The following is a 22,832-nucleotide window of genomic DNA, read 5'->3' as shown; positions in this document are numbered from 1 at the left end:
TCGCTGGGATCGATAGCGATCACGATGGGGTCGAGCGCCCACCACGAATCGATCTCCCCCCGTGAGGGGGAGATGCCCGGCAGGGCAGAGGGGGGTGAACCACACCCTCTACCGACACACCACGCATTACCAAGGGAGAAGCAACAATGAGCACTGGATTTTTCGGCGATATCGCCAAGGTCAAATATGAAGGCCCCGAAAGCACCAATCCGCTGGCCTTCCGCCACTACAACCCAGATGAGATCGTCGCCGGCAAGCGCATGGAAGACCATCTGCGCTTTGCGGTCGCCTACTGGCATTCCTTCGCCTGGGAGGGCAGCGATCCCTTCGGCGGACGCACCTTTGATCGTCCATGGTTTGGCGATGACATGCAGAAGGCCAAGCTGAAGGCCGATGTGGCGTTTGAAATGTTCAGCCTGCTCGGCGCGCCTTACTATTGCTTCCACGATGCGGATGCGCGTCCTGAAGGCAAGACCTTTGCCGAGAGCACCAAGAACCTCAACGAGATCGTCGACTACCTGCAGAAGAAGCAGGAAGAGACAGGCGTCAAGCTTCTCTGGGGCACGGCGAACCTGTTCTCCAACCGCCGCTTCATGTCCGGCGCCTCCACCAATCCGGACCCGGATGTGTTTGCCTATTCGGCAGCCACCATCAAGACCTGCATGGACGCCACGATGAAGCTCGGCGGCGAGAACTATGTTCTGTGGGGCGGTCGCGAAGGTTATGAGACGCTGCTCAACACCGACCTGTCGCGTGAATTCGACCAGATGGCGCGCATGCTGCATATGGTCGTAGAGTACAAGTACAAGATCGGTTTCAAGGGCACGATCCTCGTCGAGCCGAAGCCGCAGGAGCCGACCAAGCATCAGTATGATTACGATGTCGCGACCGTATACGGCTTCCTCAAGAAGTACGGCCTCGAAAACGAAGTGAAGATGAACATCGAACAGGGCCACGCGATCCTTGCAGGCCATACCTTCGAGCATGAGCTGGCGCTGGCCAACACGCTCGGCATCTTCGGCTCGATCGACATGAACCGCAACGACTACCAGTCCGGCTGGGATACCGACCAGTTCCCCAACAACGTGCCGGAAATGGCGCTTGCTTACTACCAGGTCCTGCAGGCCGGCGGCTTCACCACCGGTGGCACGAACTTCGATTCCAAGCTGCGCCGCCAGTCGCTCGACCCGGAAGATCTGCTGATCGGCCATATCGGCGGCGTGGATTGCTGCGCCCGCGGCCTCAAGGCTGCGGCGAAGATGGTGGAAGACGGCGCGCTCTCCAAGCCGCTTGCTGAGCGCTACGCCAAGTGGGACCAGCCGGAAGCCCAGAAGATGCTGCGCGGCGAAATGAAGCTGGAAGAGATCGCGGCCAAGGTGGAGCGGGAAAACATCAACCCCGAGCCGAAGTCCGGTCGCCAGGAATATCTCGAAAACGTGGTCAACCGCTACGTTTGAGGTCTGCGAACGCGGCATTCAAAAATGAGAGCATCACCCCGGGGTCAAATCCGGGGTGATGTTTTTTAAGTGCCTCGCGTTGACAAGTTTAGGTCAGTTGTCCTAAAAGTCATTAGGACAACTGACCTAATCATTGTGTTCTTTAAGTCTGGGGGCGGCGGTGGGTTCGACGACACGCGAGGAGATCGTCAAGGTGGCGGATGACCTTTTCTATCGAAAAGGCTTTGACCATACATCTTTCGCCGGCATTGCCGGACTGGTGAAGATTTCTCGCGGCAACTTCTATCATCACTTCAAAACCAAGGACGATATCCTCGAAGCGGTGATTGAAAAACGTCTGGCTGATCGCGGCGCCATGCTGACACGATGGGAGATAGAGGGCAGGACACCGGCGGACCGGATCAACAGTTTCATCGATATTCTGATCGTCAATGGGGATAAGATCAAACTATATGGCTGCCCCATCGGCACTTTGACGAGCGAATTGGCGAAGCTGAATCATCCGGCCCAGCCGGATGCGGGACGACTATTTACACTGTTCCGCATGTGGCTGCGTCGTCAGTTTGTCGCGCTCGGTCGGGAAGACGATGCCGATATGCTGGCCATGCATCTCCTTTCTCGAAGCCAGGGCGCAGCGACCCTTTTCAACGCATTCCAGGATCAGGACTTCGTTGAGCGCGAGGTTGCCCAGATGAAGGAATGGTTGAAGCATATCGAAACCGAACGTCTCGAAAGCTCGCCCTAAGCATATGGATGTCGCATCGGGGCGCGATTGTCTCCTGTCTCCTTTCCAATCCAGTTCAAACAACAGGAAACGTCATGTTCATTGTCTTTCTCAGATTCTCCGACAACAAGGCGAAGGCTTCTCAGTTGCTGGAGCAGCACAATGCCTGGATTAGAAAAGGTTTCGATAGCGGTATATTCCTGCTTGCAGGCAGCCTTCAGCCGAACGCGGGCGGAACGCTTCTTGCCCACAATATCGATGAGGAACGCCTTGAGGCGCTCCTTCAGGAAGATCCGTTTGTGGCGGAGCGGGTGGTGCAGGCCGAGATCCATGAGGTGACGCCAGGTCGCGTCGATGAACGGCTTCTGTTTCTCAAGGGATAATCTTGTCGGCAGTCCTACTAGAGAATGATGCGCCTAATGATGCCGTCACCCAAGGCTTACGATTCTTTAGCATTTACGGAGTTCAACTCACACCCGCACATCCCCCCGATACACATTCGGCGTCGTCCCCGTCAGTCGCCCAAAGATCTTTCGAAACGCGGCGGGGTCGGTGTAGCCGACGGACCAGGCGATGGATTCGATGGAGCCGTTGGTGGTTTCCAGCAGTTGCCGCGCCTTCATGATGCGGACATTCTGGTGATATTCGGTGAGCTTCAGTTTCGTGGCGCGGAAGAAGCGGCGTTGCAGGGTGCGTTCCGAGAGGTTGACGCTGTCTGCCAGTTCGCCGACGCTCTTTTGTAGTTCCGGTGTGGCATGGAACTGGTGCTGGATTTGCAGCACCTCGCGGTCGCCATGGTCGAAGCGCGGCAGGAAGGCCTTGTAGCGGGCCTGGCTGGCCCGCGGCGGATCGACAATCAGGAAGCGGGCGGTCTCCAGCATCACCGATTGGCCGAGAAGTTTTTCGACGAGCAGCAGGCCGAGATCGGCCCAGGCGAGAATGCCGCCAGCGGTGATCACGTCGCCATCGTCGATGATCATATTGTCGGGCGCCACGTCGATGCCGGGAAAGCGCTCCGACAGCCTGTCGGCAAAAGCCCAGTGGGTGGTGGCGCGCCGTCCGTTGATGAGGCCGGTTTCAGCCAGCACGAAAGCGCCAGCACAGACCGAGCAGACGGTCACGCCCTCCGCGTGCTGCGCTGAGAGCCATTCCGACGCTGGTGTCATGCTCTGCATCTTCTCGGGCATGATGATGCTGGGTGGCGCGATGACATAGCGCAGCGCGTGGGGCTGGTCCGGATGCGAGTCCCAGATGCAAGCGACCGTGCTGCCTTCCATCTTCCAGTGGCTGATGCGGATGCTGCTTTCGCCGCTGCGCCCTTCCAGCCTCATGGCCCAGCTGGAGGCAATGCTGAAGAGATCGGTCAGCCCGTAGATCGCCGCCAGCTGACAGTCCGGATAGATGAGTAGCGCAATTTCGATTGTGCTGATATTCGTAGCATCAGTCGCATCCATCGCCACCGTTACGGTCTTCTGGGCGTCGGGCTGCTGGCTGTTCTCCTGTATTTGCACCATTGTCACTTTTGCCTTCTATAAAGTCATTTGCGCCACGTGTTTTGTGTAGAGCAAGGCGCTAGCTTGTTCAAGTCAACAGCAACCAGGCATGACCTGACAGGAGAGCGCGATGACGGAATCAGGGACAACCAATGATGCCAACCGCTTTTTTATGTCGAGTCGCACCGTCTTGATCGGCGGCGCGGCACTGGCCGGAGCCGCACTCTCGCCACTCGATTTTTCATCCGCCTATGCAGCAACCAATTCAGCACAAGGAGAAATCACCATGGCATACGTTACCACCAAAGACGGCGTGCAGATCTTCTACAAGGACTGGGGTCCAAAGAACGCGCAGCCGGTTGTCTTCCACCACGGCTGGCCGCTGTCTTCCGACGACTGGGACGCGCAGATGCTGTTCTTCCTCGCCAACGGCTACCGCGTCGTTGCCCATGACCGGCGCGGTCACGGCCGCTCGGAGCAGGTGTCGGAAGGTCACGACATGGACCATTACGCCGCCGATGCCTTTGCCGTTGTCGAAGCGCTGGACCTGAAAAACGCCATCCATATCGGTCATTCCACCGGCGGCGGCGAAGTTGCCCGCTATGTGTCCAAGCATGGCGAACCGGCAGGGCGCGTTGCCAAGGCGGTTCTGGTGTCCGCCGTTCCGCCGCTGATGCTGAAGACCGAGGCCAATCCAGAAGGTCTGCCGATCGAGGTCTTCGACGGTTTCCGTTCGGCTCTTGCCGCCAACCGCGCGCAGTTCTTCCGCGATGTTCCGGCTGGCCCCTTCTACGGCTTCAACCGTGACGGCGCGACTGTGCATGAAGGCGTGATCCAGAATTGGTGGCGCCAAGGCATGATGGGCGGCGCAAAGGCCCATTATGATGGCATCAAGGCATTCTCGGAAACCGATCAGACGGAAGACCTGAAGGCGATCGGCGTTCCGACGCTGGTGCTGCACGGCGAAGACGACCAGATCGTTCCGATTGCGGACTCCGCGCACAAGTCGATCAAGCTTCTGAAGAACGGTGAGTTGAAGACCTATCCGGGCTTCTCCCACGGCATGCTGACGGTGAACGCCGATGTGCTGAACGCCGATCTTCTGGCCTTCGCCAAGAAGTAAGACAACGCAAAAGGCCGCTGGCTGGGGCAAACGCTCTGCCAGCGGCCTTTACTTCAAGCGGGATATATCACGAAACTGTGATGGTGACGGGCGCTGCAATTTCTGATGTTTAGCGGTCTCTTCCATTGGAGATTGCCCATGCCCGCCTATGCCATTCTCGCCCTTGCTGTGATCAGCGAAGTCGTCGCGACCATGTCGCTCAAGGCATCGAAAGGGTTCACCGTCCTTATCCCCTCCATCGCCGTCGTCATCGGCTATGGTGCCGCTTTCTTCTTCCTGTCGATGATCCTCGATCGCATTCCGGTGGGCGTGGCCTATGCCATCTGGGCTGGCGGCGGCATCGTCTTGACGGCGACACTTGGATGGTTCGTCTTCGGTCAGCGGGTGGATTTCTGGGGCTTCGTCGGCATGGCGCTGATCCTTGCCGGTGTGCTCGTCCTCAACCTGTTGTCCAAAAGCTCCGCCCATTGAAGATCCTGCGCGATGAGGCTTTCTGCGCTGCAACTGCTCACCATGTCGCATGGTTACATTTCCGTGCCTTCTTGTGTGCGCTGCAATAGCGCCTATCTGTGCTTCGTTTCACAAGGGCCGGATCCGTCGCGTCGACGCTCAAAGGCTGGCCCGCGAAGGAGTTTCTATGCTGATTGATAAATTGAACTGGCGCTATGCCACGAAGAAGATGGACCCCGCAAAGTCTGTGTCCGAAGACAAGGTGGACCGCATCATCGAGGCGGCGCGTCTGGCTCCGACCTCAAGCGGCCTCCAGCCCTTCGAAATCATCGTCGTGACCAATCCTGAGGTTCGCGCCAAGATCCAGGAGATTGCCTGGAACCAGGCGCAGATCACCGATGGTTCGCATCTCCTCGTATTCGCCGCCTGGGACAATTACACGCCAGAGCGCATCAACCACATGTTCGACCTCACCAATGAGGAGCGCGGCTTCAAGAACGAAGGCTGGGAAAAGTACCGCCAGTTCCTGCTTGGCATGTACCCGGATCGCGATCCGGAGGCAAACTTCGAGCACGCTGCCCGCCAGGCCTATATCGCCTTCGGCATGGCTGTTGCCCAAGCCGCCTTCGAAGGCGTGGATGCAACGCCGATGGAAGGCTTCGAGCCTGCCAAGCTGGACGAGATTCTTGGCCTTCGCGAAAAGGGCCTGCGCTCGGTGACGATCCTGCCGCTTGGCTATCGTCAGGAAGAGGGCGACTGGCTGGTCAATCTGAAGAAGATCCGCCGTCCGCTGGATCAGTTCGTGACCAAGGTCGACTGAGCCACGCCTGGGCCTTTCGGGCAGATTTTTCCGTCATTCGCGGATAATTGAAATATTCTGCCTATAAATCGGTATCGCATACCGGCATGTATGCGATACACAGATGGCCGAAACGCTAAAGCCTTCGCAGGTTCGGCGTGAAAGTCATCGTCTTCAGAAAGTTGACCATGCTCTCAGATGTCTTTCATTGTCGAATGTGCCTTATGGCGGCGTAAACGGTTGTGGCCTGATGGGCCGTCGGCCGGAATGAAGAGACAGTTTCCTCAAGAGCAATGGCATGAATTCCGACATCAGTAAGGGCGCAGCGCGTCCTATCCCGACCTCGACAGCCGACCCGATGGTGGCGTTCGAGGCTGTGACGAAAACCTTTGGCGGCAACGGCAAAGAGCCCGCCTTCACCGCGCTTGCAGGCGTGGATTTCGTCGTCCCGCGTGGCGGCATTTCCGGCATTATCGGCCGTTCGGGTGCCGGCAAGTCCACCATGATCCGCCTCGTCAACGGGCTGGAACGGCCGACATCCGGCAAGGTGGTGGTGGATGGCGTCGATGTCGGCGCGCTGGACGAGGGCGGCTTGCGCTCGCTTCGCCGCTCGGTCGGCATGATCTTCCAGCACTTCAATCTGCTGTCGTCGCGCACGGCTTACGACAATGTGGCGCTGCCGCTGGAAATTTCGGGTGTCTCGAGGCAAGAGATCCAGCGCAAAGTCGGACCGTTGCTCGATCTCGTCGGTCTCGGCGATAAGGCCAAGCGCTATCCGGCAGAGCTTTCCGGCGGCCAGAAGCAGCGTGTGGGCATTGCACGTGCGCTTGCGACTGAGCCGAAGCTGCTGCTCTCCGACGAGGCGACCTCAGCGCTCGATCCGGAAACGACGCAATCGATCCTCGAATTGTTGAAGCGCATCAATGCCGAGCTTGGCCTGACCGTGCTGCTCATCACCCATGAGATGGAGGTGGTGAAGACCATCGCTTCGCAGGTTGCCGTCATCGACAAGGGGTTGATCGTCGAGCAGGGCTCCACCTTCGATATCTTCACCCATCCGCGCCACGAGACGACACGCAGCCTGTTGTCGTCCGCCGTCGGCGTCAAGCTGCCGCATTGGGTCACGTCCGGCCTGAAGAGTGAAGCAGCAGCAGGCGACCGCATTCTGGTGCGTCTCGTCTTCTTCGGCGATACGGCGTTCCAGCCTCTCACTGCACGTCTTGTCGCCGAGATCGGCCCGGATGTGAATATTCTGGCGGGCACCATCGAAGAGATTGCCGGGGCGCCCTTCGGCTCGCTGGTCGTGTCCTACCCGGCAACGCCCGAGGTTCTGGCACGGGCGAAACACTTCTATGACGAAACGGGCCTGACGACGGAGGTGCTTGGCTATGTCGCCTGATATGCTGTTCAACATTCTCCTCAAAGGCCTGATCCAGACGCTGCATATGGTGGCGGTTTCCGGCATCGTCGGGTCCGTGCTCGGACTGCCGATCGGCATCTTTCTCGCCACCAGCGGCAAGGGCGAGCTGTTCGAAGCGCCTATGACGAACCGCATTATCGGCTTCATCGTCAATGCGGCGCGCTCCACGCCCTTCATCATTCTGGTGGTGGCGATCATTCCCTTCACCCGGCTGGTTGCTGGCACATCGATCGGCACCAATGCCGCCATCGTGCCCCTCACCGTCGCGACCGTGCCTTTCATTGCAAGGCTGGTGGAAGCGGCGATCCGCGAGGTGGACAAGGGGCTGATCGAAGCGGCGCGCGCCATGGGTGCGACACCGCTTCAGATCGTCACCAAGGTGCTTCTGGCCGAAGCCAAGCCCGGCATTACGCTCGCGCTGACCCTCACGCTCGTCAGCCTGATCGGCTATTCGGCGATGGTGGGCGCTGTCGGCGGCGGCGGGCTTGGAGACCTCGGCATTCGCTATGGCTACCAGCGCTTCATGCCGGATGTGATGCTGGCGGTGGTCATCGTCCTCATCGTGCTGGTTCAGCTGGTGCAAAGCGCAGGTGACGCGCTTGCCCGCAGCTTCGACAAGCGCAACCGCAAGACCTGAAAAACGAAGCACCGGAGCAACCGGTGCTCACCGAGACCAAACCATAAACCCAAGGAGACAACATATGAAAAAGCTTATTATCGCTGCTTCTCTCGCAGCTCTTTTTGCCGGCAGCGCGCTGGCTGAAACCATCAAGGTCGGCGTAACACCTGCCGAACATGCGCAGATCATGGAGCAGGTGAAGAAGATTGCAGCCACCAAGGGCCTCGACATCGAGATCCTCGAATTCTCCGACTACGTCGTGCCGAACCAGGCGCTGGCCGATGGCGAGTTGCAGGCCAACTCCTTCCAGCACCAGCCCTATCTCGACAACCAGATCGCCGACCGCAAGTTCGATCTCGTCAGCGTCGGCACCACCATCACCACGCCGATGGGCGTCTACTCCAAGAAGGTGAAGAGCCTGGACGAGTTGAAGGATGGCGCAACCGTCGGCATCCCGAACGACCCGACCAATGGTGGCCGCGCGCTTCTGGTTCTGGCTTCCAAGGGCCTGATCAAGGTGAACGAAGCTGTCGGCCTCAAGGTCACGCCAGCCGACATCACCGAGAACCCGAAGAACATCCAGATCGTCGAACTCGACGCCGCACAACTGCCGCGTTCGCTGGACGATACCGACGCGTCGGTGATCAACACCAATTATGCAACCGCCGCCGGTCTCAACCCGAAGAAGGATTCGATCGCCATCGAAAGCGAAAAGTCTCCCTATGCGAATGTGATTGCGGTTCGCTCGGAAGACAAGGACAAGCCTTGGGTCAAGACGCTGGTGGAGTCTTACCACAGCCCGGAAGTGAAGAATTTCATTCTGGAAAAGTACAACGGCACCGTCATCCCGTCTTGGTAATCGACCGGCACCCGGTTTGGAAAACACGCCCCTTCCGCAACCGCGGCAGGGGCTTTTTCTTGCAAAAGTGGCAGAATTGTACGTTTCGTACCAGATTTCTGCGCGTATTTTTAATCTCTTTTGAATGTTTCCCCCGCACCATGGCGCTTTGTAGAGGTGCGTAGTTGCGTTCAGCGTGGGGCAGAGCAGAATGAGGATGATTGGCAGGAGATCTGCGGTTGCAGGTGTGCTTTTCGCCTTTGCGCTTATCGTCGCTCTGATCACGGCGCTTGTTCTTTCGGCGCTGACCAATGTCACGCAGATGGCCAATCGGCTGGATGAGGAGCGTTCTCTCCAGACGACGCGCGGGGCGCTCTCCACCTTCCAGCATCAACTTGGCGCGACACTGAATGATTACGCCGCCTGGGACGATGCGGCCCGTTTCGTCTATGCCGAGGATGGCACCGGCTGGATCATCAGCAATTACGGTGACATGACCGTCAATAGCGAGCTCTTCGATACCGCCGTCGTTCTGGACGATCAGGAGGGCGTGCTGCTTGCCTATCAGAATGGCGCGCCGGCACCCTGGAGCGTCGGCTCCTATTTCGGTGGCAGCATTTCTGAAATGATCAACCGCATCCGCAATGCCGGACCGGAGACCAATCCCGAAATGACCGGCTTCATCCGCACGCGTGACGGCGTTGCCGCCGCCGGTGTGGCTCTGGTGCGCAAGAAATCCGGAGAGCTCGATCCCTCGCTTGGCAAGCGCTATCTGGTCTTCGTTCGCCATCTCACCGATGAAAAGGTCGGCAAGCTCGGCCAGACCTATCTGGTCAACGGGCTGTCGCTCAATAACGGCTTTGCAACCACGCCCTATTATGTCGATATCGTCGATCCGAATGGCGAGATCCTTGGCAAGCTGACCTGGACCTCGACCATGCCGGGCGATGTCAGCCTCAAGGAAGTCCGCCCGCGGGTTCTCAGCGCCTTTGCCATTGTCGGCGTCTTTTTCCTTGTGCTCTTCATCTTCGGACTTGCCGTGATCCGCAAGCTCAAACGTGAGGAAGCGGTCATGCGCGAAGAGCTTCTGGTCGATCGCTTGAGCGGTCTCTACAATCGCCCTGGTCTGTTCCGTGGCCTGAAGCGCATGACGGAGACGGCCAGTGCAGACGGCTCCTATGTGGAGCTCATCTATCTCGATCTCGATGGCTTCAAGGATGTGAACGATTCCTTTGGCCATGAGGTGGGCGATCTCTTGATCAAGGCCATGGCCGCTGCACTCAAGGTTCTCGCGCCGAAGGATGCCTTGCTGGCGCGCCTCGGTGGCGACGAATTCGCCGTTGCCCTGCAAGGACCCGATGCCCGCATTGAGGGCCGCAAGTTCTGCGATGCGCTGCTGGAACTCGTTTCCGAACCCTTCATGCTGGGCGACCGCGTTGCCGCAATCGGCTGCAGCATTGGCATGGCCGTTTCCAAGGGTGGTGATATCCATGGCGAGGAACTGCTGCGGCGGGCGGATATGGCCATGTATGAGGCGAAAGAAGGGGGCGGTGGACGCTATTTCGCCTATCAGGCCGATCTCGATGCGCGCCGCGAAGAACGCAAGCAGCTGGAAGCCGACCTGAAATACGGCATCGACAACAATGAAATCCGCGTGGCCTTCCAGCCAGTCGTCAACACGCTGACGCGCCGTATCATCGGGGTCGAAGCGCTGGCCCGCTGGGACCGCCCGGGCTACGGTCCCGTCTCACCGGATGTCTTCATTGCCGCAGCAGAATCGAGTGGCCTGATCGACAAGCTCGGTATGCAGGTCATGCGCACGGCGCTGAAGGAAGCGGCTGCCTGGCCGGACCTGAAGGTCGCCATCAACATCTCACCCGTCCAGTTCCGCAACCCCGCCTTTGCCGGCCATGTGGTGCAGGTACTGGAGGAGACCGGAATTGCGCCGGACCGCGTCATGCTGGAAATGACAGAAGGTTACTTCATCCACCATCCAGAGCGCGCCCAGGCGGCCATCGAAAAGTTGCAGCAGATCGGGCTTAGCATCGCGCTCGACGATTTCGGCTCCGGCTTTGCCAGCACCGGCTATCTGCGCCGCTTCGGTTTCGACCGCATGAAGATCGATAAGTCGCTGGTCGTGGCGCTGGAAGAGGGCGGCCGCTCACTGGAAATGCTGACCGCCACCGTCGCACTCGCCCGCTCGCTTGGCATGCCGGTGACGGCAGAGGGTATCGAAACCGAAGACCAGGCCGTGATCCTGCAGATCTGCGGCTGCGATGAGCTGCAGGGCTATCTCTTCTCCAAGCCGCTGGCTGCGGCAGGCATTCACGACCTGCTGGCGCAGCAAGATGCGCCGATGGAGCAGTTGAAGGCTTCATAACGACTAAGGGCGATTACAGCATCGGCCCGAAAATCGGACTCGATTTTCGCAAAGCACGATGCGTCGATTCAAAAAAGGGAAAGCGTCCTTTGCGCGTCCAGTAGGAGGCCCGGCGCTTTAGCGCCCCAGATGCTTCTCGCCGCGTTTCTTGGCGATCTCGATCTGCTTCTGGCGGTCGCGGAAGCGTTGGCGGTCTTCTTCGGTCCGATCATCGTAACAGCTCGGGCAGGAGACGCCTTCTTCGAAGAGCGGCGACAGGCGCACCTCCTCGGTGATCGGATTGCGGCAGGCGTGGCAAAGCTGGTGATCGCCTTCGGCAAGACCGTGGACCACGGAGACGCGCTCGTCGAAGACGAAGCAGGCGCCTTCCCACAGGCTCTCTTCTTCCGGCACCTCTTCCAGATATTTCAAAATGCCGCCCTTCAGGTGGAAGACATCTTCAAAGCCCTGTTCCTTCATGAAGGCCGTGGCCTTCTCGCAGCGAATGCCGCCGGTGCAATACATGGCGATCTTCGGCTTGTTGTGCAGGCCAGGATTGTTCTTCACCCACTCGGGGAACTCGCGGAAGGTCTTGGTCTGCGGATCGACCGCGCCCTTGAAGAGGCCGATCGCGGTCTCGTAATCGTTGCGCGTATCGATGACGATGGTGTCCGGATCGGAGATCAGCGCGTTCCAGTCCTTCGGATCGACATAGGTGCCGACGATCCGGTTGGGATCGATATCCGGCACGCCCATGGTGACGATTTCCTTCTTCAGCTTCACCTTCATGCGCACAAAGGGCATCTTCGATGCGCGGCTTTCCTTGTGCTCGAGGCTCGCAAATTCCGGCTGCGCACGCAGATAGGAGAGCACGGTCTGCACGCCGGCATCGGTTCCGGCAATCGTCCCATTGATGCCCTCCGCCGCCAGAAGCAGCGTGCCCTTGACGCCCTGTTCCTGACAGAGCTTGAACAGCGGATCGCGCACGCTCTCGAACCGCGGGAAGCGAGCGAAGTGGTACAGCGCTGCCACGAGGAAATCGCCAGCGGCACCGGAGAGGGTGGAACTGGAAGACGTCGCCTCGGCAGTGGCGTCCGGGCGGAAGGATGTCGTGTTGTCGGTCATGGCCGCTGAAATACAGCCATCCGGGCGCGGTTGCAATCCTGATGATGTTGGATTTGCGAGGGTCGTTGCGGCGCTTAACGATGGTCAATTTCGGTCGAACGTTTTGTCACCGCATTAATCGTGCTTGTGAACGGCAGTTGTTGATCAGGTACAAATTCGTTAGGCAATAGCGACCATTGCTCGGTAGTTCGACGCGTTGACGGTTAATAGGCAAATCGCTCTAGCGAAGGCTTCAAGTAGTAACTGCGCTAAAGATTGGCCATTATGCTAAAAGAAATTTGAAACTATTTTACCAACAGAAATCAAAGCGTAGATTATCGTGGCCAAGCCTGTAAGCATCATAACAGCAGCGACGATGTTAATTGTTTTAGAAAAAACTCTCGTGGGTGACATTAAAATTTCACGCCCCTCGCCATTTCTACTGCGGACATTGACAATCGGAGGTAGCTGCTTGGTGTCGATTAGCGACAGTGAAAACCATTCTTTAGCTGCGAGCGTTGGAATGCGGATAATCAATCGCCCGTCTGGAAGCATTTGTTGCGAGAAATCTCTCGGCGACCACAATTCGTAATGTTGTGGTGGCCAGTTAAGCACTATCTCGACTTGCTCTACTGCCGCTCGCCCAGTGTTGTTAAACCAAAGCTCTTGTGTAACAACATTTAAGTCCGTCCCATCACTGCTTGCCGCGGGAAGCCTGTACCAGTGCGCATGTCGGACAGACCATCGCAACTTCCCTTTTGCAGACAGTAGTTGGGCGACAACCACGGAAAAGATTGCGAGAAACACGGCTTGGGCAAACTGAGATGAGACTAATTGCATGATCATGATGTATCGTCCTAGGCATGCCTTTCGACGACTCGCCAACGTGGTGGCACTAATCAGAAAAGCGAATTTTGCGCGGCCTCAAATGAAAGGTTTCTGCTGCAAAATCAATTTGTGCTCTCAACGCTACTTCAGAAATGATCGGTCTTAAAGCTTCTCGTAAAGGATCTACTACCTCTATACACAGTTTTGGCGAGGGAACTCTAAGAATGAAGGATGTCGGATATCGAAAGTCGTGATCGCTATTTTTATCTTTGAACTCTCGGGTAAAATCCCTCAGATAGCTGACTTTCGGGAGCCCCAGTTCATCACAGCGCTCATAGAGCTTTTCCAAATCGTGACGGATGTCTGCCTTCTTCAATTCGCGTTTTGTGACACCCTTCGCGGCTAAGAAGCTTTTCAGAAATAACTCGATTGAATGGACGAGAAGAAAGTAGGTCGGGTACTTTAGTCGCTCGTCGTCTTTTGTGATCTTAAATGCTTCAAAATACTCAGAGCCACGATGGAATAATTCTTTCGCGTGGAAGCCTAGAGGCTCGGGCATTTCTACTACTTCGTCTTCCATTTTGCTCTCAAGTCTTCACCCGTAGCTATCGACTGATCTGACACCGCAAGGACCGGGCTCATTTTCTGAGACTTGCAGCCTGATAGATATTCGTTACCGCGCCGCATGCTTCCACAAAAGCGCAACGATCTCCGCTTCGCGGGCGGCCGTTTCAGCGAAGACGTGGTCTGCAAGTGCGAGGCTTTCTTCGCGCAGCGCCTGCTGCCGGTCGATGATGGCGTCGAGCAGCAAGGCGAGGGTTTCGCCGCCTGCGAAGCTGTCCGGTTCGCGGTCGGCGAAGGCGGCGAGTACGGAGAGGTCGTGTTCGTGGCCGAGGAGTTTGACCAGTTGTTTGGCTTCCGCCCTCTTGGCGCGCATGGCCGACGGCCAGAGCTTTTGGAGGAGTGCCAGATGCATCCAGTAGATCTGGCCGCTCTTGCGCAGATCGTGAAAATACTCGTCATGGGCTTGCCCATGGCAGAGGTCCAGCGCATCGAGCGCCTTGCGGCGCTGCTTTTCCCAGGTCTTGCGGATCATCTTCAGCGCGGTCTTTTCGCCGTGGGAGAGCGACAGGGCCGAGAGCGCGTCCTTGCCCTCCTCGCAGGACTGAATGGCCGCTTCGATCCGCTTTGGCAGGTCGCCGTCCTCATGGGTTGCGTCGTCGCGGCGCTTGCTCAGAACGTCATGAACGGTTGCCAATGCGTCGCGTTCGGGATCGGAGCGGGCGAAGCCTTGCAGATAGGTGATGGTTTCCACCAGGGCCGCGGCATCGCGCGCGGCAGAGAGTGAACGGGCGATATCGCGGAAGCGGGCGTTTTCCATCTTGCGGAACTCCGGCACCTCCTTTTCCAGGAAGCGATAGAGCGCCCGGATGCGCTTGAACTTCTTTCGCGCATCATGCACTGCACGGTCCGTGCCGTCCGGCTGATCCTTCAAAAGAGCGATGGCGTCGTCGATGAGTTGAAGAGCCTTTCGCCTGATCTCCTCGACGAAGGAGCGGGCGGGATCAATCTTGAAGGACATGGCGCAGCTCCAAGCTGAGATCTTCCATGGCCATGTGCTGGTTGGAATAGCGCCGGTCGCCGGTCACTTCGGTGCCAAGCCATGCGGGAAGTGCGGGGCGGTCGGTCTCTTCGCGCATCTCGACTTCGGCGACGACGAGACCGCGATAGATGCCGTCGAACACATCCACCTCCCAGACGAAGCCTTCGTGATCCACCGTGTAGCGGGTCTTTTCGATGACGATGCCAAGTGCGGTGGTCATCAATTCGCGGGCATCTTCGATAGCGATGGGGTATTCGTATTCGTCGCGCACAAGTGCACCGGTGCCGATCTTGATGGTCAGCCGGGCGTCGGCATCGTCCATGATCCTGACGCGCACCGAGCGGTCTTCCATCGAGGCGATATAGGCTTGCTGGAAGGACTTCCGAGACGTCGTTTCTCGCTGCCACTCATCGCTGCGGACCAGAAACTTGCGTTCGATTTCTTTTGCCATTCAACACCCTGTGCTGTTTTGCCGGACGGTAAACCAAGTGGTTGTCATGAAAAAGCAATAAATGAGAAAACGTTGCCTCGGCCTCGACATGGCGAAGTGGGCGCGGTATTTGAATGCGCAATTTCAATCGATACAAAAGCGGGAGATATCACCGTGGCCCAGGATTCCGAAAAGCTTCTTCCCATCCTGAAACTTCAACCTGTGGTGCCTGTGCTGATCGTGGATGATCTGGCGTCCGCCGTTCCGCTGGCCCGCGCCCTGGTGGAAGGCGGTCTGAAAGCCATCGAGATCACCATGCGCACGCCTGTGGCACTCGACGCCATCCGCGCCGTTGCCGCAGAGGTGGAAGGCGCACATGTGGGTGCCGGCACCATTTTGAATGCGAAGGATTTCGACGCCGCTGTCAAGGCGGGCTCCACCTTCATCGTCAGCCCCGGCGTCAACAAGAGCGTGCTGGACGCTGCTGAAGGCTCGGATGTGCCGCTGCTCCCCGGTGCTGCGACAGCCAGCGAAGTCATGGTGCTGCGCGATGCAGGCTACAAGGTCCTGAAGTTCTTCCCCGCCGAACAGGCCGGTGGCGCGCCCTACCTGAAAGCCCTCTCTTCGCCGCTCGCCGGCACCGTGTTCTGCCCGACCGGCAGCGTCTCGCTGAAGAACGCCAAGGACTACCTGTCGCTGCCGAACGTCGTCTGCGTCGGCGGCTCCTGGGTTGCGCCGAAGGAACTGATTGCGGCGGGCGATTGGGCTGGCATAACCAAGCTTGCGGCAGAAGCCGCAGCGCTTCGGGGCTGACGAAACGCCCACGCCGTTCACGACGGCGTGATGGCTACAGCCAATTGTATTGGCCCGGACACTTCCTATCTCCTGTTTCGACATTGACCGAAACAGGAGATTTTGATGTTCGACGCGAAGAAGCTTCTCGACCAGTTTTTGGGTTCGCAGGTGCCTGGGCTGTCAGGAAGCGTGCGGGACCGGGCAGGGCAGGCCGCGGAAATCGCGAAGAACAATCCGATGAAGGCGGGCGCGCTTGCCGCCGCCATTCTTGGCACCAAGACGGGCCGTAAACTCGCGGGTAATGCGGCCGCCGTGGGCGGTATCGCCGCCATTGCCGGTCTTGGCTATCTGGCTTATCGCAACTACCAGTCCGGCAAGTCGCCGCAGGCAGCGACACAGCCGCAGCCGACGCAGGAGCTTTTGCCACCGCCGGTCGATTCCCCGTTTCACCCGCAGTCGCCCGTGCTGTCCAACAGCTTTGCGCTGACGCTGGTGCAGGCAATGATTGCCGCGGCAAAAGCTGACGGCCATATCGATGCGGCCGAGCGCGCCCATATCATGGAGAAGGTCAAGATCTCCGGTCTAGACCATGAGGCGGAAGCCTTCATCGAAAAGGAACTGGCCGATCCGCTCGACATCGACGCGCTGGTGGCCGCGGCAAAGACCGAAGAGCAGAAGGTGGAAATCTACACCGCCTCGCGCCTCACCATCGAGCCGGACAGCCGGGCCGAGCGCGGCTATCTCGATCTCCTCGCCGGTCGTCTTGGCTTGCCGGATGCGCTGGTGGAGCATATCGAAGCAACCGTTTCCGCCGCCAAGGTCTGATCGATCAATTTATTCCATATCAGAGGTCGGTTGTCTTTGATGACCGGTGAGAGCGTTTCCTTGTCAAATGGAGACGCTCTGCCGGGCACCTTTCCGCCAGGCTCAAAGGCGATCGGCTTGACCGTACCTTTGGGTATGCCCTTCGCCAATCGCCTTTGCCCTGACGAAAACCTGCTCCGGCAGAACGTTTCCATTTGACAAGGAAACGCTCTGACCTATTCCTGAGCGTCACAACGCTCAGGAGGCAAGATGCGCGATCTCAGCCAGTTCAAAGGATGTCCAGCACCGCAGCCGGTGACGCTTGAAGGCCGGTTCGTGACCGCCGTTCCCTTTGATCGGGAGGCGCACCAGCAGGCGATCTGGGATGCCCTTGGCGGGCTCGGCACCAATGATCTGATCAAGTATTTTCCCAACGATCCCTTCCCGCATGCGGCCGCCTTCAGCGACTGGATCGAAGGCATGGCGACGAGCCTTCAATGGGTGACGCTGGTCTTCATCGAAAATGCGACAAAGGAGGTCGTCGGCATGGCGACCTATATGCGGCCCGATCCGAAGAATGGCGTGGTCGAAGTGGGGTCGGTTGCCCATGGGCCGAAGATGAAGCGTTCGCCGCTTTCCACCGAAGCCCATTATCTGATGGCGCGGCATGTCTTCGACGATCTCGGTTATCGCCGCTACGAGTGGAAGTGCCATAATGAGAATGAGCCGTCGAAGGCGACGGCCAAGCGCTATGGCTTCACCTTCGAGGGCGTCTTCCGCCAACATATGATTTCAAAGGGCAAGAATCGCGATACGGCCTGGTTCTCGATCATCGACAGCGAATGGCCGGTGATCCGCGAGGCCTTCGAGACGTGGCTCTCGCCGGACAACTTCAAGGAAGACGGAACGCAAAAGCGCAAGCTGGAAGACATCCGTGCCGGTCTTTCCGCCGGGGCTGCCGCATGAGCAGCAAGGACACGAAGTCGGCCGCCATTGCCGCCATCGTCATCATTCTCGGCTTCGGGGTTCTGTTCTACATCGTGCCGACGGTAACGCTGTGGCTTGCCAATACCTATTCGGTCTGGCTCGCGGCGGCTTTCGATGTTGCGGCGGTGCTGGCTTTCTTCCTGGTATTCTGGCTGAGAGCGCGCCATCAGCGGCGGGGTTGAGAGCAAATCGCGAGAGTGATCGTGCCTGCCCAAAAATTCTGCATTCTGCCTTTTATTGCCCCTTCTTTCGGCGCAATTCCAAATGATGTATAGCGGCGGCATTGAGATGCCGCTTCACATATTTTGGTGACTTCATGGATCGGAATGTGGCCGAAAGGCCGTTGGAATTGACCGTCTTTGCGCCGATTGCCCCGTCGCTTCCCGTCCGAGAGGATGAACCTTACGCCCGCGACGAGATGTTGCAGGAAATTTTTGAGCAGACGGCCAAGCGCTATCCGTCCAAACGCGCGCTTCGGCTTCTGGGAAACGATCCTGAATATAGCCGCCGGACCGAGCTGACCTATGGGCAGCTGGCTGAACGCGCCATTCGCTTTGCCCGCACGCTTCAGACCATGGGGGTGAGACGCGGCGACCGCGTCGTGATCTGCCTGCCGCGCGGTCTCGATCAATATATGGCGATCCTCGGCACCCTTTGGGCCGGCGCCTGCTATGTGCCGGTGGACTGGACCTACCCGCAGGACCGTATCGACTTCATTGCCGAGGATAGTGGCGCCACACTGATCGTGACCGATGCGGAACGCGCCGGTGCCATGCGGGTGCAGACCTTGGTGGTCAACGAGACGCTCGGCGATCTCGCAGCACAGGATGCGCTGCCGATCACCCGGGCCGAAATCGGCGCGTCTCCCGACGATCTCGCCTATATCATCTACACATCCGGTACCACCGGTCGCCCCAAGGGGGTGATGATATCGCACCGCAGCGCCTGCCATTTTCTGCGGGCCGAAGGCGCGATCCTGGCGGTCGAAGATACGGACAAGGTGTTCGGCGGCTTCAGCGTCGCCTTCGACATGTCGATCGAGACCATGTGGAGCGCCTTTTCCGCCGGTGCGGAGTTGCTGGTCGCCAACGAAGCCCTGCACAAGGCGGGCCCGGATGTGGCGATTACGCTGGCCGAGGAAGGCGTTACCGTCTGGCACGTGGTGCCATCGCTCTTCACGCTCGTGGAAACCGAGCTTCCGACGCTGCGGATCGTCAATCTCGGCGGCGAAGCCTGCCCGCCGGATCTGGTAAACCGCTGGGCGCGCCCCGGTCTTCGCATTCTCAACACCTATGGCCCCACAGAAACGACGGTCACGGCCACATGGACGGAGGTGCAGCCGGGCCGCCGCGTCACCATCGGCCGGCCGCTGCCGGGCTATACCGCCTGGATCGTCGACGACAAGCTCTGGCCGGTGAATGCCGGTGCCGAAGGCGAGCTCGTCATCGGCGGGCCGGGCGTCAGTTCCGGCTATGTGAACCGTGCCGATCTCACCGCAGACAAATTCGTCATGACGCCCTTCGACGGGCCGGATGGGTTTCCTGCCCGGATTTATCGCTCCGGCGATCTCGTGCGCCTCGATGCCGTCGGCGATATCGAATTCATGGGCCGCATCGATACGCAGGTGAAGATCCGTGGTTTCCGCGTCGAGCTTGCCGAGATCGAAGCGGTGATTGCCGAGGATTCCGCTGTGGCGCAGGCCGTGGTGCATCTCTTCCGGGATGATGATGGCTCGGAGCTTCTCGCCGCCTTCCTCGTGGCGCGTGGCAGTGCGGTGATCGATATCGACGCTGCCCGCAAGCGGGTGGCCGACCGCCTGCCGAACTATATGCGGCCCGCCGCTTACCAGATCCTCGATGCGCTGCCGACGCTGCCCGCCTCCGGCAAGGTAGACCGCAAGGCGCTTCAGCGCCCGGTGGTGGTGGCCTCCTCGGATCGCGCGGCTGTCGCGCCTGAAACGCCGCTCGAAATCCAGCTGCATGCCATCTGGTCGGAGGCTTTCGCGCCGCAGAAGGTGTCTGTCGAAGACGATCTGTTTGAGGATCTGGGCGGCCATTCGCTGAAAGCTGCGCGTCTGGCGTCGGCCATGCGCAAGGCGCCCGGCCTCTCCGGCGTGTCCATTCAGGATCTCTATGCCGCGCCGACGATCCGCCGGCTTGCCGCACGCCTTGGCGAACGGGTGATGGCGGAAAGCGCAGCCCTCGAGCCTTTCCACCGTGTCAGCACGTTCCAGAAGCGTCTCTGCTGGACGCTGCAGACCATCGCGCTGGTGCCGATCTATGCGGTGGCGGGGCTGCAATGGTTCTTCCCCTATCTGGCCTATACCTATCTCGTCGAAGACTTCGGCCGCGTCTCGGCGCTGCTGCTGAGCGGTTTGAGTTTCATTCTCATTCCACCGCTCGGCATGGTCTTTGCCATCCTGGTCAAATGGCTGGTGATCGGCCGCTACAAGGCGGGCGATTATCCGCTATGGGGCAGCTATTATCTGCGCTGGTGGTTTGTGCGCCGCCTCTCCGATATCATCGCGACACCCTATCTCAGCGGCACGCCGATGATCCGTTTCTATTACCGGCTGCTGGGTGCCAGGATCGGTCGCCGTGCCTTCATCGGCACCGTTGCCATCGACACCGCCGATCTCGTCAGCATCGGCGATGATGCGATCGTCAGCGATTATGCGATGCTTGCCACCAGCTCCGTCGAGCGTGGTCTGCTGCGCCTTGGCCCGGTCAAGATCGGCCGCAGTGCTTCCATCGGTACCATGGCGGTGATCGGGCGCAATTGCGTCGTGGGCGATGCCGCTGCACTTGAAGACCTGTCTTCGCTGCCGATGAACCAGTCGATCCCGGCAGGCGAAAGCTGGAACGGCTCTCCCGCCAAATGCGCCGCCACGGGCCGTGTTGCCCGGCGCGATGACGAGGCAGGCTTCCTGCGTCGCTTCCTGGTCGGCGTCGGTCTGTTTGTCGCCGCTGCCCTTCTTCCCGTGGTCGCCATCCTGCCGATTGCGCCCGGTCTGATCGCGATGATCGAAATCGACTGGAACACCGATGGCTATTCCTACCTGCTGATTTCGCCGTTCCTGGCGCTCACCTATATCGTGTTGATGTGCGTTCTGACCGTCTTCGCCAAGCGCCTGATCCTCGGGCCGGTGCGGCCCGGACGCTACTCGATCCATAGCTGGTTCTATCTGCGTTTCTGGTTCGTCCAGCAGGTCACGGATCTGGCGCTGGCACTGCTTCACCCGATCTATGCCACGCTTTACGTGCTGCCCTGGTATCGCGCGCTTGGCGTCAGGATCGGCAAACGCGCCGAGATTTCCACCGCCGCGAAGATCGTGCCCGATCTTGTCGATATCGGGCCGGAAAGCTTCATTGCCGATGGCGTGGTCTTCGGCGCGGCGCGCCATGAGCCGGGCATCATCGAGCTTGCCCATACACGCATTGGTCGCCGCTCCTTCATCGGCAATTCCGCCGTGCTGCCGACGGGTGCCAAGATTGCCGATGGTACGCTGATCGGCGTTCTTTCCAAGCCGCCATCGGATGGCGGAGCGGAAAAGCCGGATGGCACATGGTTCGGCTCGCCGCCGATTTCGCTGCCCGTGCGCCAGGCCGTCGGCCTGTTCGATGAGGGTGCGCGTTTTAACCCACGGCCAAGACTCGTCGCCATGCGTTTGTCGATCGAGGCGATGCGCGTGATCCTGCCGCTGACCCTGTTCCTGGCCTTCTTCAGCATCCTCTTCTCCATCGTCGGGGATATTCAGGATTACGATGACAGCCAGGCGCTGATCGCAGCCGTCTTCCCCTTCCTCTATATCGGCTTCGCGCTGGCCTCGGGTCTCTCGGTCGTTGCGCTGAAATGGCTGGTGATGGGGCGCTACAAGCCGACGACCAAGCCGCTGTGGAGCACCTTCGTCTGGCGCACTGAACTGGTGACGGCCACGTATGAGAACCTCGCGGTGCCGAACCTTTTGCAGCCCTTGCGCGGCACGCCGTGGATCTCGGCCTATCTGCGTCTGCTCGGCTGCAAGATCGGCCGCGATTGCTTCATCGACACGACCGACGTCACCGAGCACGATCTGGTGCGCATCGGCGACGAGGTAGCGCTGAACGAGTTCTCCGGCCTGCAGACCCATCTCTTTGAAGACCGGGTGATGAAGGTGAGCAGTGTGACCGTGGGCGACCGCGCCGTGATCGGCTCCTACGCCATCGTGCTCTACGATGCCGAAATCGGCGAAGATGCACAACTCGGCGATCTATCCGTCGTGATGAAGGGCGAAACGCTGCCGGCGGGCACCTCATGGGAAGGGTCTCCCGCCCAGCCCGTGCGCAGCGCATGAGCGAGATCGTCTGGCTTTCCGGCGCAGACGATCTGACAACACCCACCGGCGATGCGCCGGTGGCGTGGTATCTGCGCCTCGACAGCTCCGAGACGGAGACATTGGCGGGCGGTGCTGCACTTTCCGCCGCCGACAGGCAGGATCTGGCAGCCAGGCCGGAGGCGGGCATGCGGGCGTTGCGCCGACGTCTGGCAAAGGTTCTTCTGGCGCGGCTCACAGGCTCGCATCCGGATGAGATCATCATCGGCAGAACCGAGTTCGGTGCGCCGCAAATCCTCCATCCACCCGACTGGCATATCAGCGTTGCGGGCCGTTTCCCCCATTGCCTGATCGGTCTCAGCCGGTCCCCCATCGGCGTGGATATCGAACCCATCGATGCCGAGCCGCCACCGGAGGACAGCTTTACGCGCAGCGAATGGCTGGCCCTTCACGGTGCCTCTCCCGACACGCTCGTCACCCGCTGGACAGCAAAAGAAGCCCACGCCAAATGCCTCGGCATCGCCTCGCGTATCGATGCAGCGGAGATGGAAACGATGGCGTCTGGTGATGGTTTGCGTGTTGCTTCAAATGAAGGTGAGACGCAGGTGTACGTTCGTCGGCTGGCGGGGACGGTGCAGGCGGTTTCTAGCCTATCCAACTGAGGGTGGAGACCGTTGGCATGCGCCG

At 59.3% G+C, this 22,832-nt stretch carries 22 protein-coding genes; 16 read left to right on the top strand and 6 right to left on the bottom strand.

Annotated features, from left to right (window positions below):
- Positions 1 to 146: 146 nt before the first annotated feature.
- From xylA to QE408_RS21070, 3 genes are all read left to right on the top strand, one after another.
- Positions 147 to 1,457, top strand: coding sequence for a xylose isomerase (xylA, locus tag QE408_RS21080; protein ID WP_306934439.1), 1,311 nt, complete (start codon positions 147 to 149; stop codon positions 1,455 to 1,457).
- 160 nt (positions 1,458 to 1,617) lie between these two features.
- Positions 1,618 to 2,202 carry a TetR/AcrR family transcriptional regulator gene (locus QE408_RS21075; protein WP_306934438.1) on the top strand — a complete coding sequence of 195 codons (585 nt, stop codon included), beginning with the start codon at positions 1,618 to 1,620 and terminating at the stop codon, positions 2,200 to 2,202.
- A gap of 74 nt (positions 2,203 to 2,276) precedes the next feature.
- Positions 2,277 to 2,564: a YciI family protein gene (locus tag QE408_RS21070; protein WP_306934437.1), complete on the top strand. Its 288-nt coding sequence runs from the start codon at positions 2,277 to 2,279 to the stop codon at positions 2,562 to 2,564.
- An 87-nt stretch (positions 2,565 to 2,651) separates the two neighbouring features.
- Here the strand turns inward: QE408_RS21070 and QE408_RS21065 are convergent, their stop codons facing one another.
- Positions 2,652 to 3,695, bottom strand: coding sequence for a GlxA family transcriptional regulator (locus tag QE408_RS21065; RefSeq protein ID WP_306934909.1), 1,044 nt, complete (start codon positions 3,693 to 3,695; stop codon positions 2,652 to 2,654).
- Between the two features lie 265 nt (positions 3,696 to 3,960).
- On the opposite strand from QE408_RS21065, the gene QE408_RS21060 reads away from it, so the two are divergent.
- The 7 genes from QE408_RS21060 to QE408_RS21030 all read left to right on the top strand — a co-directional run bounded on the left by QE408_RS21060 (position 3,961) and on the right by QE408_RS21030 (position 11,303).
- Positions 3,961 to 4,797 (top strand): alpha/beta fold hydrolase, encoded by an 837-nt coding sequence (locus QE408_RS21060; RefSeq protein ID WP_306934908.1) that lies wholly within the window; start codon positions 3,961 to 3,963, stop codon positions 4,795 to 4,797.
- A gap of 138 nt (positions 4,798 to 4,935) precedes the next feature.
- Positions 4,936 to 5,268: a DMT family transporter gene (locus QE408_RS21055; protein ID WP_306934436.1), complete on the top strand. Its 333-nt coding sequence runs from the start codon at positions 4,936 to 4,938 to the stop codon at positions 5,266 to 5,268.
- Between the two features lie 166 nt (positions 5,269 to 5,434).
- Complete coding sequence (locus tag QE408_RS21050) at positions 5,435 to 6,067, top strand: NAD(P)H-dependent oxidoreductase (protein ID WP_306934435.1); 633 nt, start codon at positions 5,435 to 5,437, stop codon at positions 6,065 to 6,067.
- Positions 6,068 to 6,404: 337 nt separating this feature from the next.
- The gene (locus QE408_RS21045) at positions 6,405 to 7,445 is read left to right on the top strand and encodes a methionine ABC transporter ATP-binding protein (RefSeq protein WP_306934906.1); all 1,041 of its coding nucleotides are present in this window, start codon (positions 6,405 to 6,407) and stop codon (positions 7,443 to 7,445) included.
- Positions 7,435 to 8,103, top strand: a complete 669-nt coding sequence (locus tag QE408_RS21040; RefSeq protein WP_306934434.1) for a methionine ABC transporter permease — start codon at positions 7,435 to 7,437, stop codon at positions 8,101 to 8,103. The genes QE408_RS21045 and QE408_RS21040 overlap by 11 nt, the downstream gene beginning before the upstream one ends.
- A 64-nt stretch (positions 8,104 to 8,167) precedes the next feature.
- The gene (locus tag QE408_RS21035) at positions 8,168 to 8,944 is read left to right on the top strand and encodes a MetQ/NlpA family ABC transporter substrate-binding protein (protein ID WP_306934433.1); all 777 of its coding nucleotides are present in this window, start codon (positions 8,168 to 8,170) and stop codon (positions 8,942 to 8,944) included.
- A gap of 196 nt (positions 8,945 to 9,140) precedes the next feature.
- Positions 9,141 to 11,303: a bifunctional diguanylate cyclase/phosphodiesterase gene (locus tag QE408_RS21030; RefSeq protein ID WP_306934432.1), complete on the top strand. Its 2,163-nt coding sequence runs from the start codon at positions 9,141 to 9,143 to the stop codon at positions 11,301 to 11,303.
- A gap of 117 nt (positions 11,304 to 11,420) precedes the next feature.
- Here the strand turns inward: QE408_RS21030 and trhO are convergent, their stop codons facing one another.
- From trhO to QE408_RS21005, 5 genes are all read right to left on the bottom strand, one after another.
- Positions 11,421 to 12,407, bottom strand: coding sequence for an oxygen-dependent tRNA uridine(34) hydroxylase TrhO (gene trhO / locus QE408_RS21025; protein ID WP_306934431.1), 987 nt, complete (start codon positions 12,405 to 12,407; stop codon positions 11,421 to 11,423).
- Between the two features lie 267 nt (positions 12,408 to 12,674).
- On the bottom strand, positions 12,675 to 13,232 hold the full coding sequence (locus QE408_RS21020) for a hypothetical protein (RefSeq protein WP_306934430.1): 558 nt from the start codon (positions 13,230 to 13,232) through the stop codon (positions 12,675 to 12,677).
- A 49-nt stretch (positions 13,233 to 13,281) separates the two neighbouring features.
- The gene (locus QE408_RS21015; protein ID WP_306934429.1) at positions 13,282 to 13,794 is read right to left on the bottom strand and encodes a hypothetical protein; all 513 of its coding nucleotides are present in this window, start codon (positions 13,792 to 13,794) and stop codon (positions 13,282 to 13,284) included.
- A 93-nt stretch (positions 13,795 to 13,887) separates the two neighbouring features.
- Positions 13,888 to 14,796 (bottom strand): CHAD domain-containing protein, encoded by a 909-nt coding sequence (locus tag QE408_RS21010; RefSeq protein WP_306934428.1) that lies wholly within the window; start codon positions 14,794 to 14,796, stop codon positions 13,888 to 13,890.
- The gene (locus tag QE408_RS21005) at positions 14,780 to 15,268 is read right to left on the bottom strand and encodes a CYTH domain-containing protein (RefSeq protein WP_306934427.1); all 489 of its coding nucleotides are present in this window, start codon (positions 15,266 to 15,268) and stop codon (positions 14,780 to 14,782) included. Before QE408_RS21005 ends, QE408_RS21010 begins: the two co-directional genes overlap by 17 nt.
- Positions 15,269 to 15,421: 153 nt before the next feature.
- On the opposite strand from QE408_RS21005, the gene QE408_RS21000 reads away from it, so the two are divergent.
- The 6 genes from QE408_RS21000 (at position 15,422) to QE408_RS20975 (ending at position 22,807) form a co-directional block, all read left to right on the top strand.
- Complete coding sequence (locus QE408_RS21000; RefSeq protein WP_306934426.1) at positions 15,422 to 16,060, top strand: 2-dehydro-3-deoxy-phosphogluconate aldolase; 639 nt, start codon at positions 15,422 to 15,424, stop codon at positions 16,058 to 16,060.
- 105 nt (positions 16,061 to 16,165) lie between these two features.
- A complete protein-coding gene (locus QE408_RS20995) occupies positions 16,166 to 16,867 on the top strand; it encodes a tellurite resistance TerB family protein (protein ID WP_306934425.1) in 702 nt (233 codons plus the stop codon).
- A gap of 249 nt (positions 16,868 to 17,116) precedes the next feature.
- Positions 17,117 to 17,812: a GNAT family N-acetyltransferase gene (locus QE408_RS20990; RefSeq protein WP_306934424.1), complete on the top strand. Its 696-nt coding sequence runs from the start codon at positions 17,117 to 17,119 to the stop codon at positions 17,810 to 17,812.
- Complete coding sequence (locus QE408_RS20985) at positions 17,809 to 18,015, top strand: hypothetical protein (RefSeq protein ID WP_306934423.1); 207 nt, start codon at positions 17,809 to 17,811, stop codon at positions 18,013 to 18,015. Before QE408_RS20990 ends, QE408_RS20985 begins: the two co-directional genes overlap by 4 nt.
- Before the next feature lie 134 nt (positions 18,016 to 18,149).
- Positions 18,150 to 22,166, top strand: coding sequence for a Pls/PosA family non-ribosomal peptide synthetase (locus tag QE408_RS20980; protein ID WP_306934422.1), 4,017 nt, complete (start codon positions 18,150 to 18,152; stop codon positions 22,164 to 22,166).
- Positions 22,163 to 22,807, top strand: coding sequence for a 4'-phosphopantetheinyl transferase family protein (locus QE408_RS20975; protein WP_306934421.1), 645 nt, complete (start codon positions 22,163 to 22,165; stop codon positions 22,805 to 22,807). Before QE408_RS20980 ends, QE408_RS20975 begins: the two co-directional genes overlap by 4 nt.
- Positions 22,808 to 22,832 lie beyond the last annotated feature (25 nt).

It is taken from the genome of Agrobacterium larrymoorei, assembly GCF_030819275.1.
Lineage (GTDB): Bacteria > Pseudomonadota > Alphaproteobacteria > Rhizobiales > Rhizobiaceae > Agrobacterium > Agrobacterium larrymoorei_B.
The sequence above is the reverse complement of the archived record's forward strand: the minus strand, read 5'-3'. Positions and strand labels throughout refer to the sequence as shown.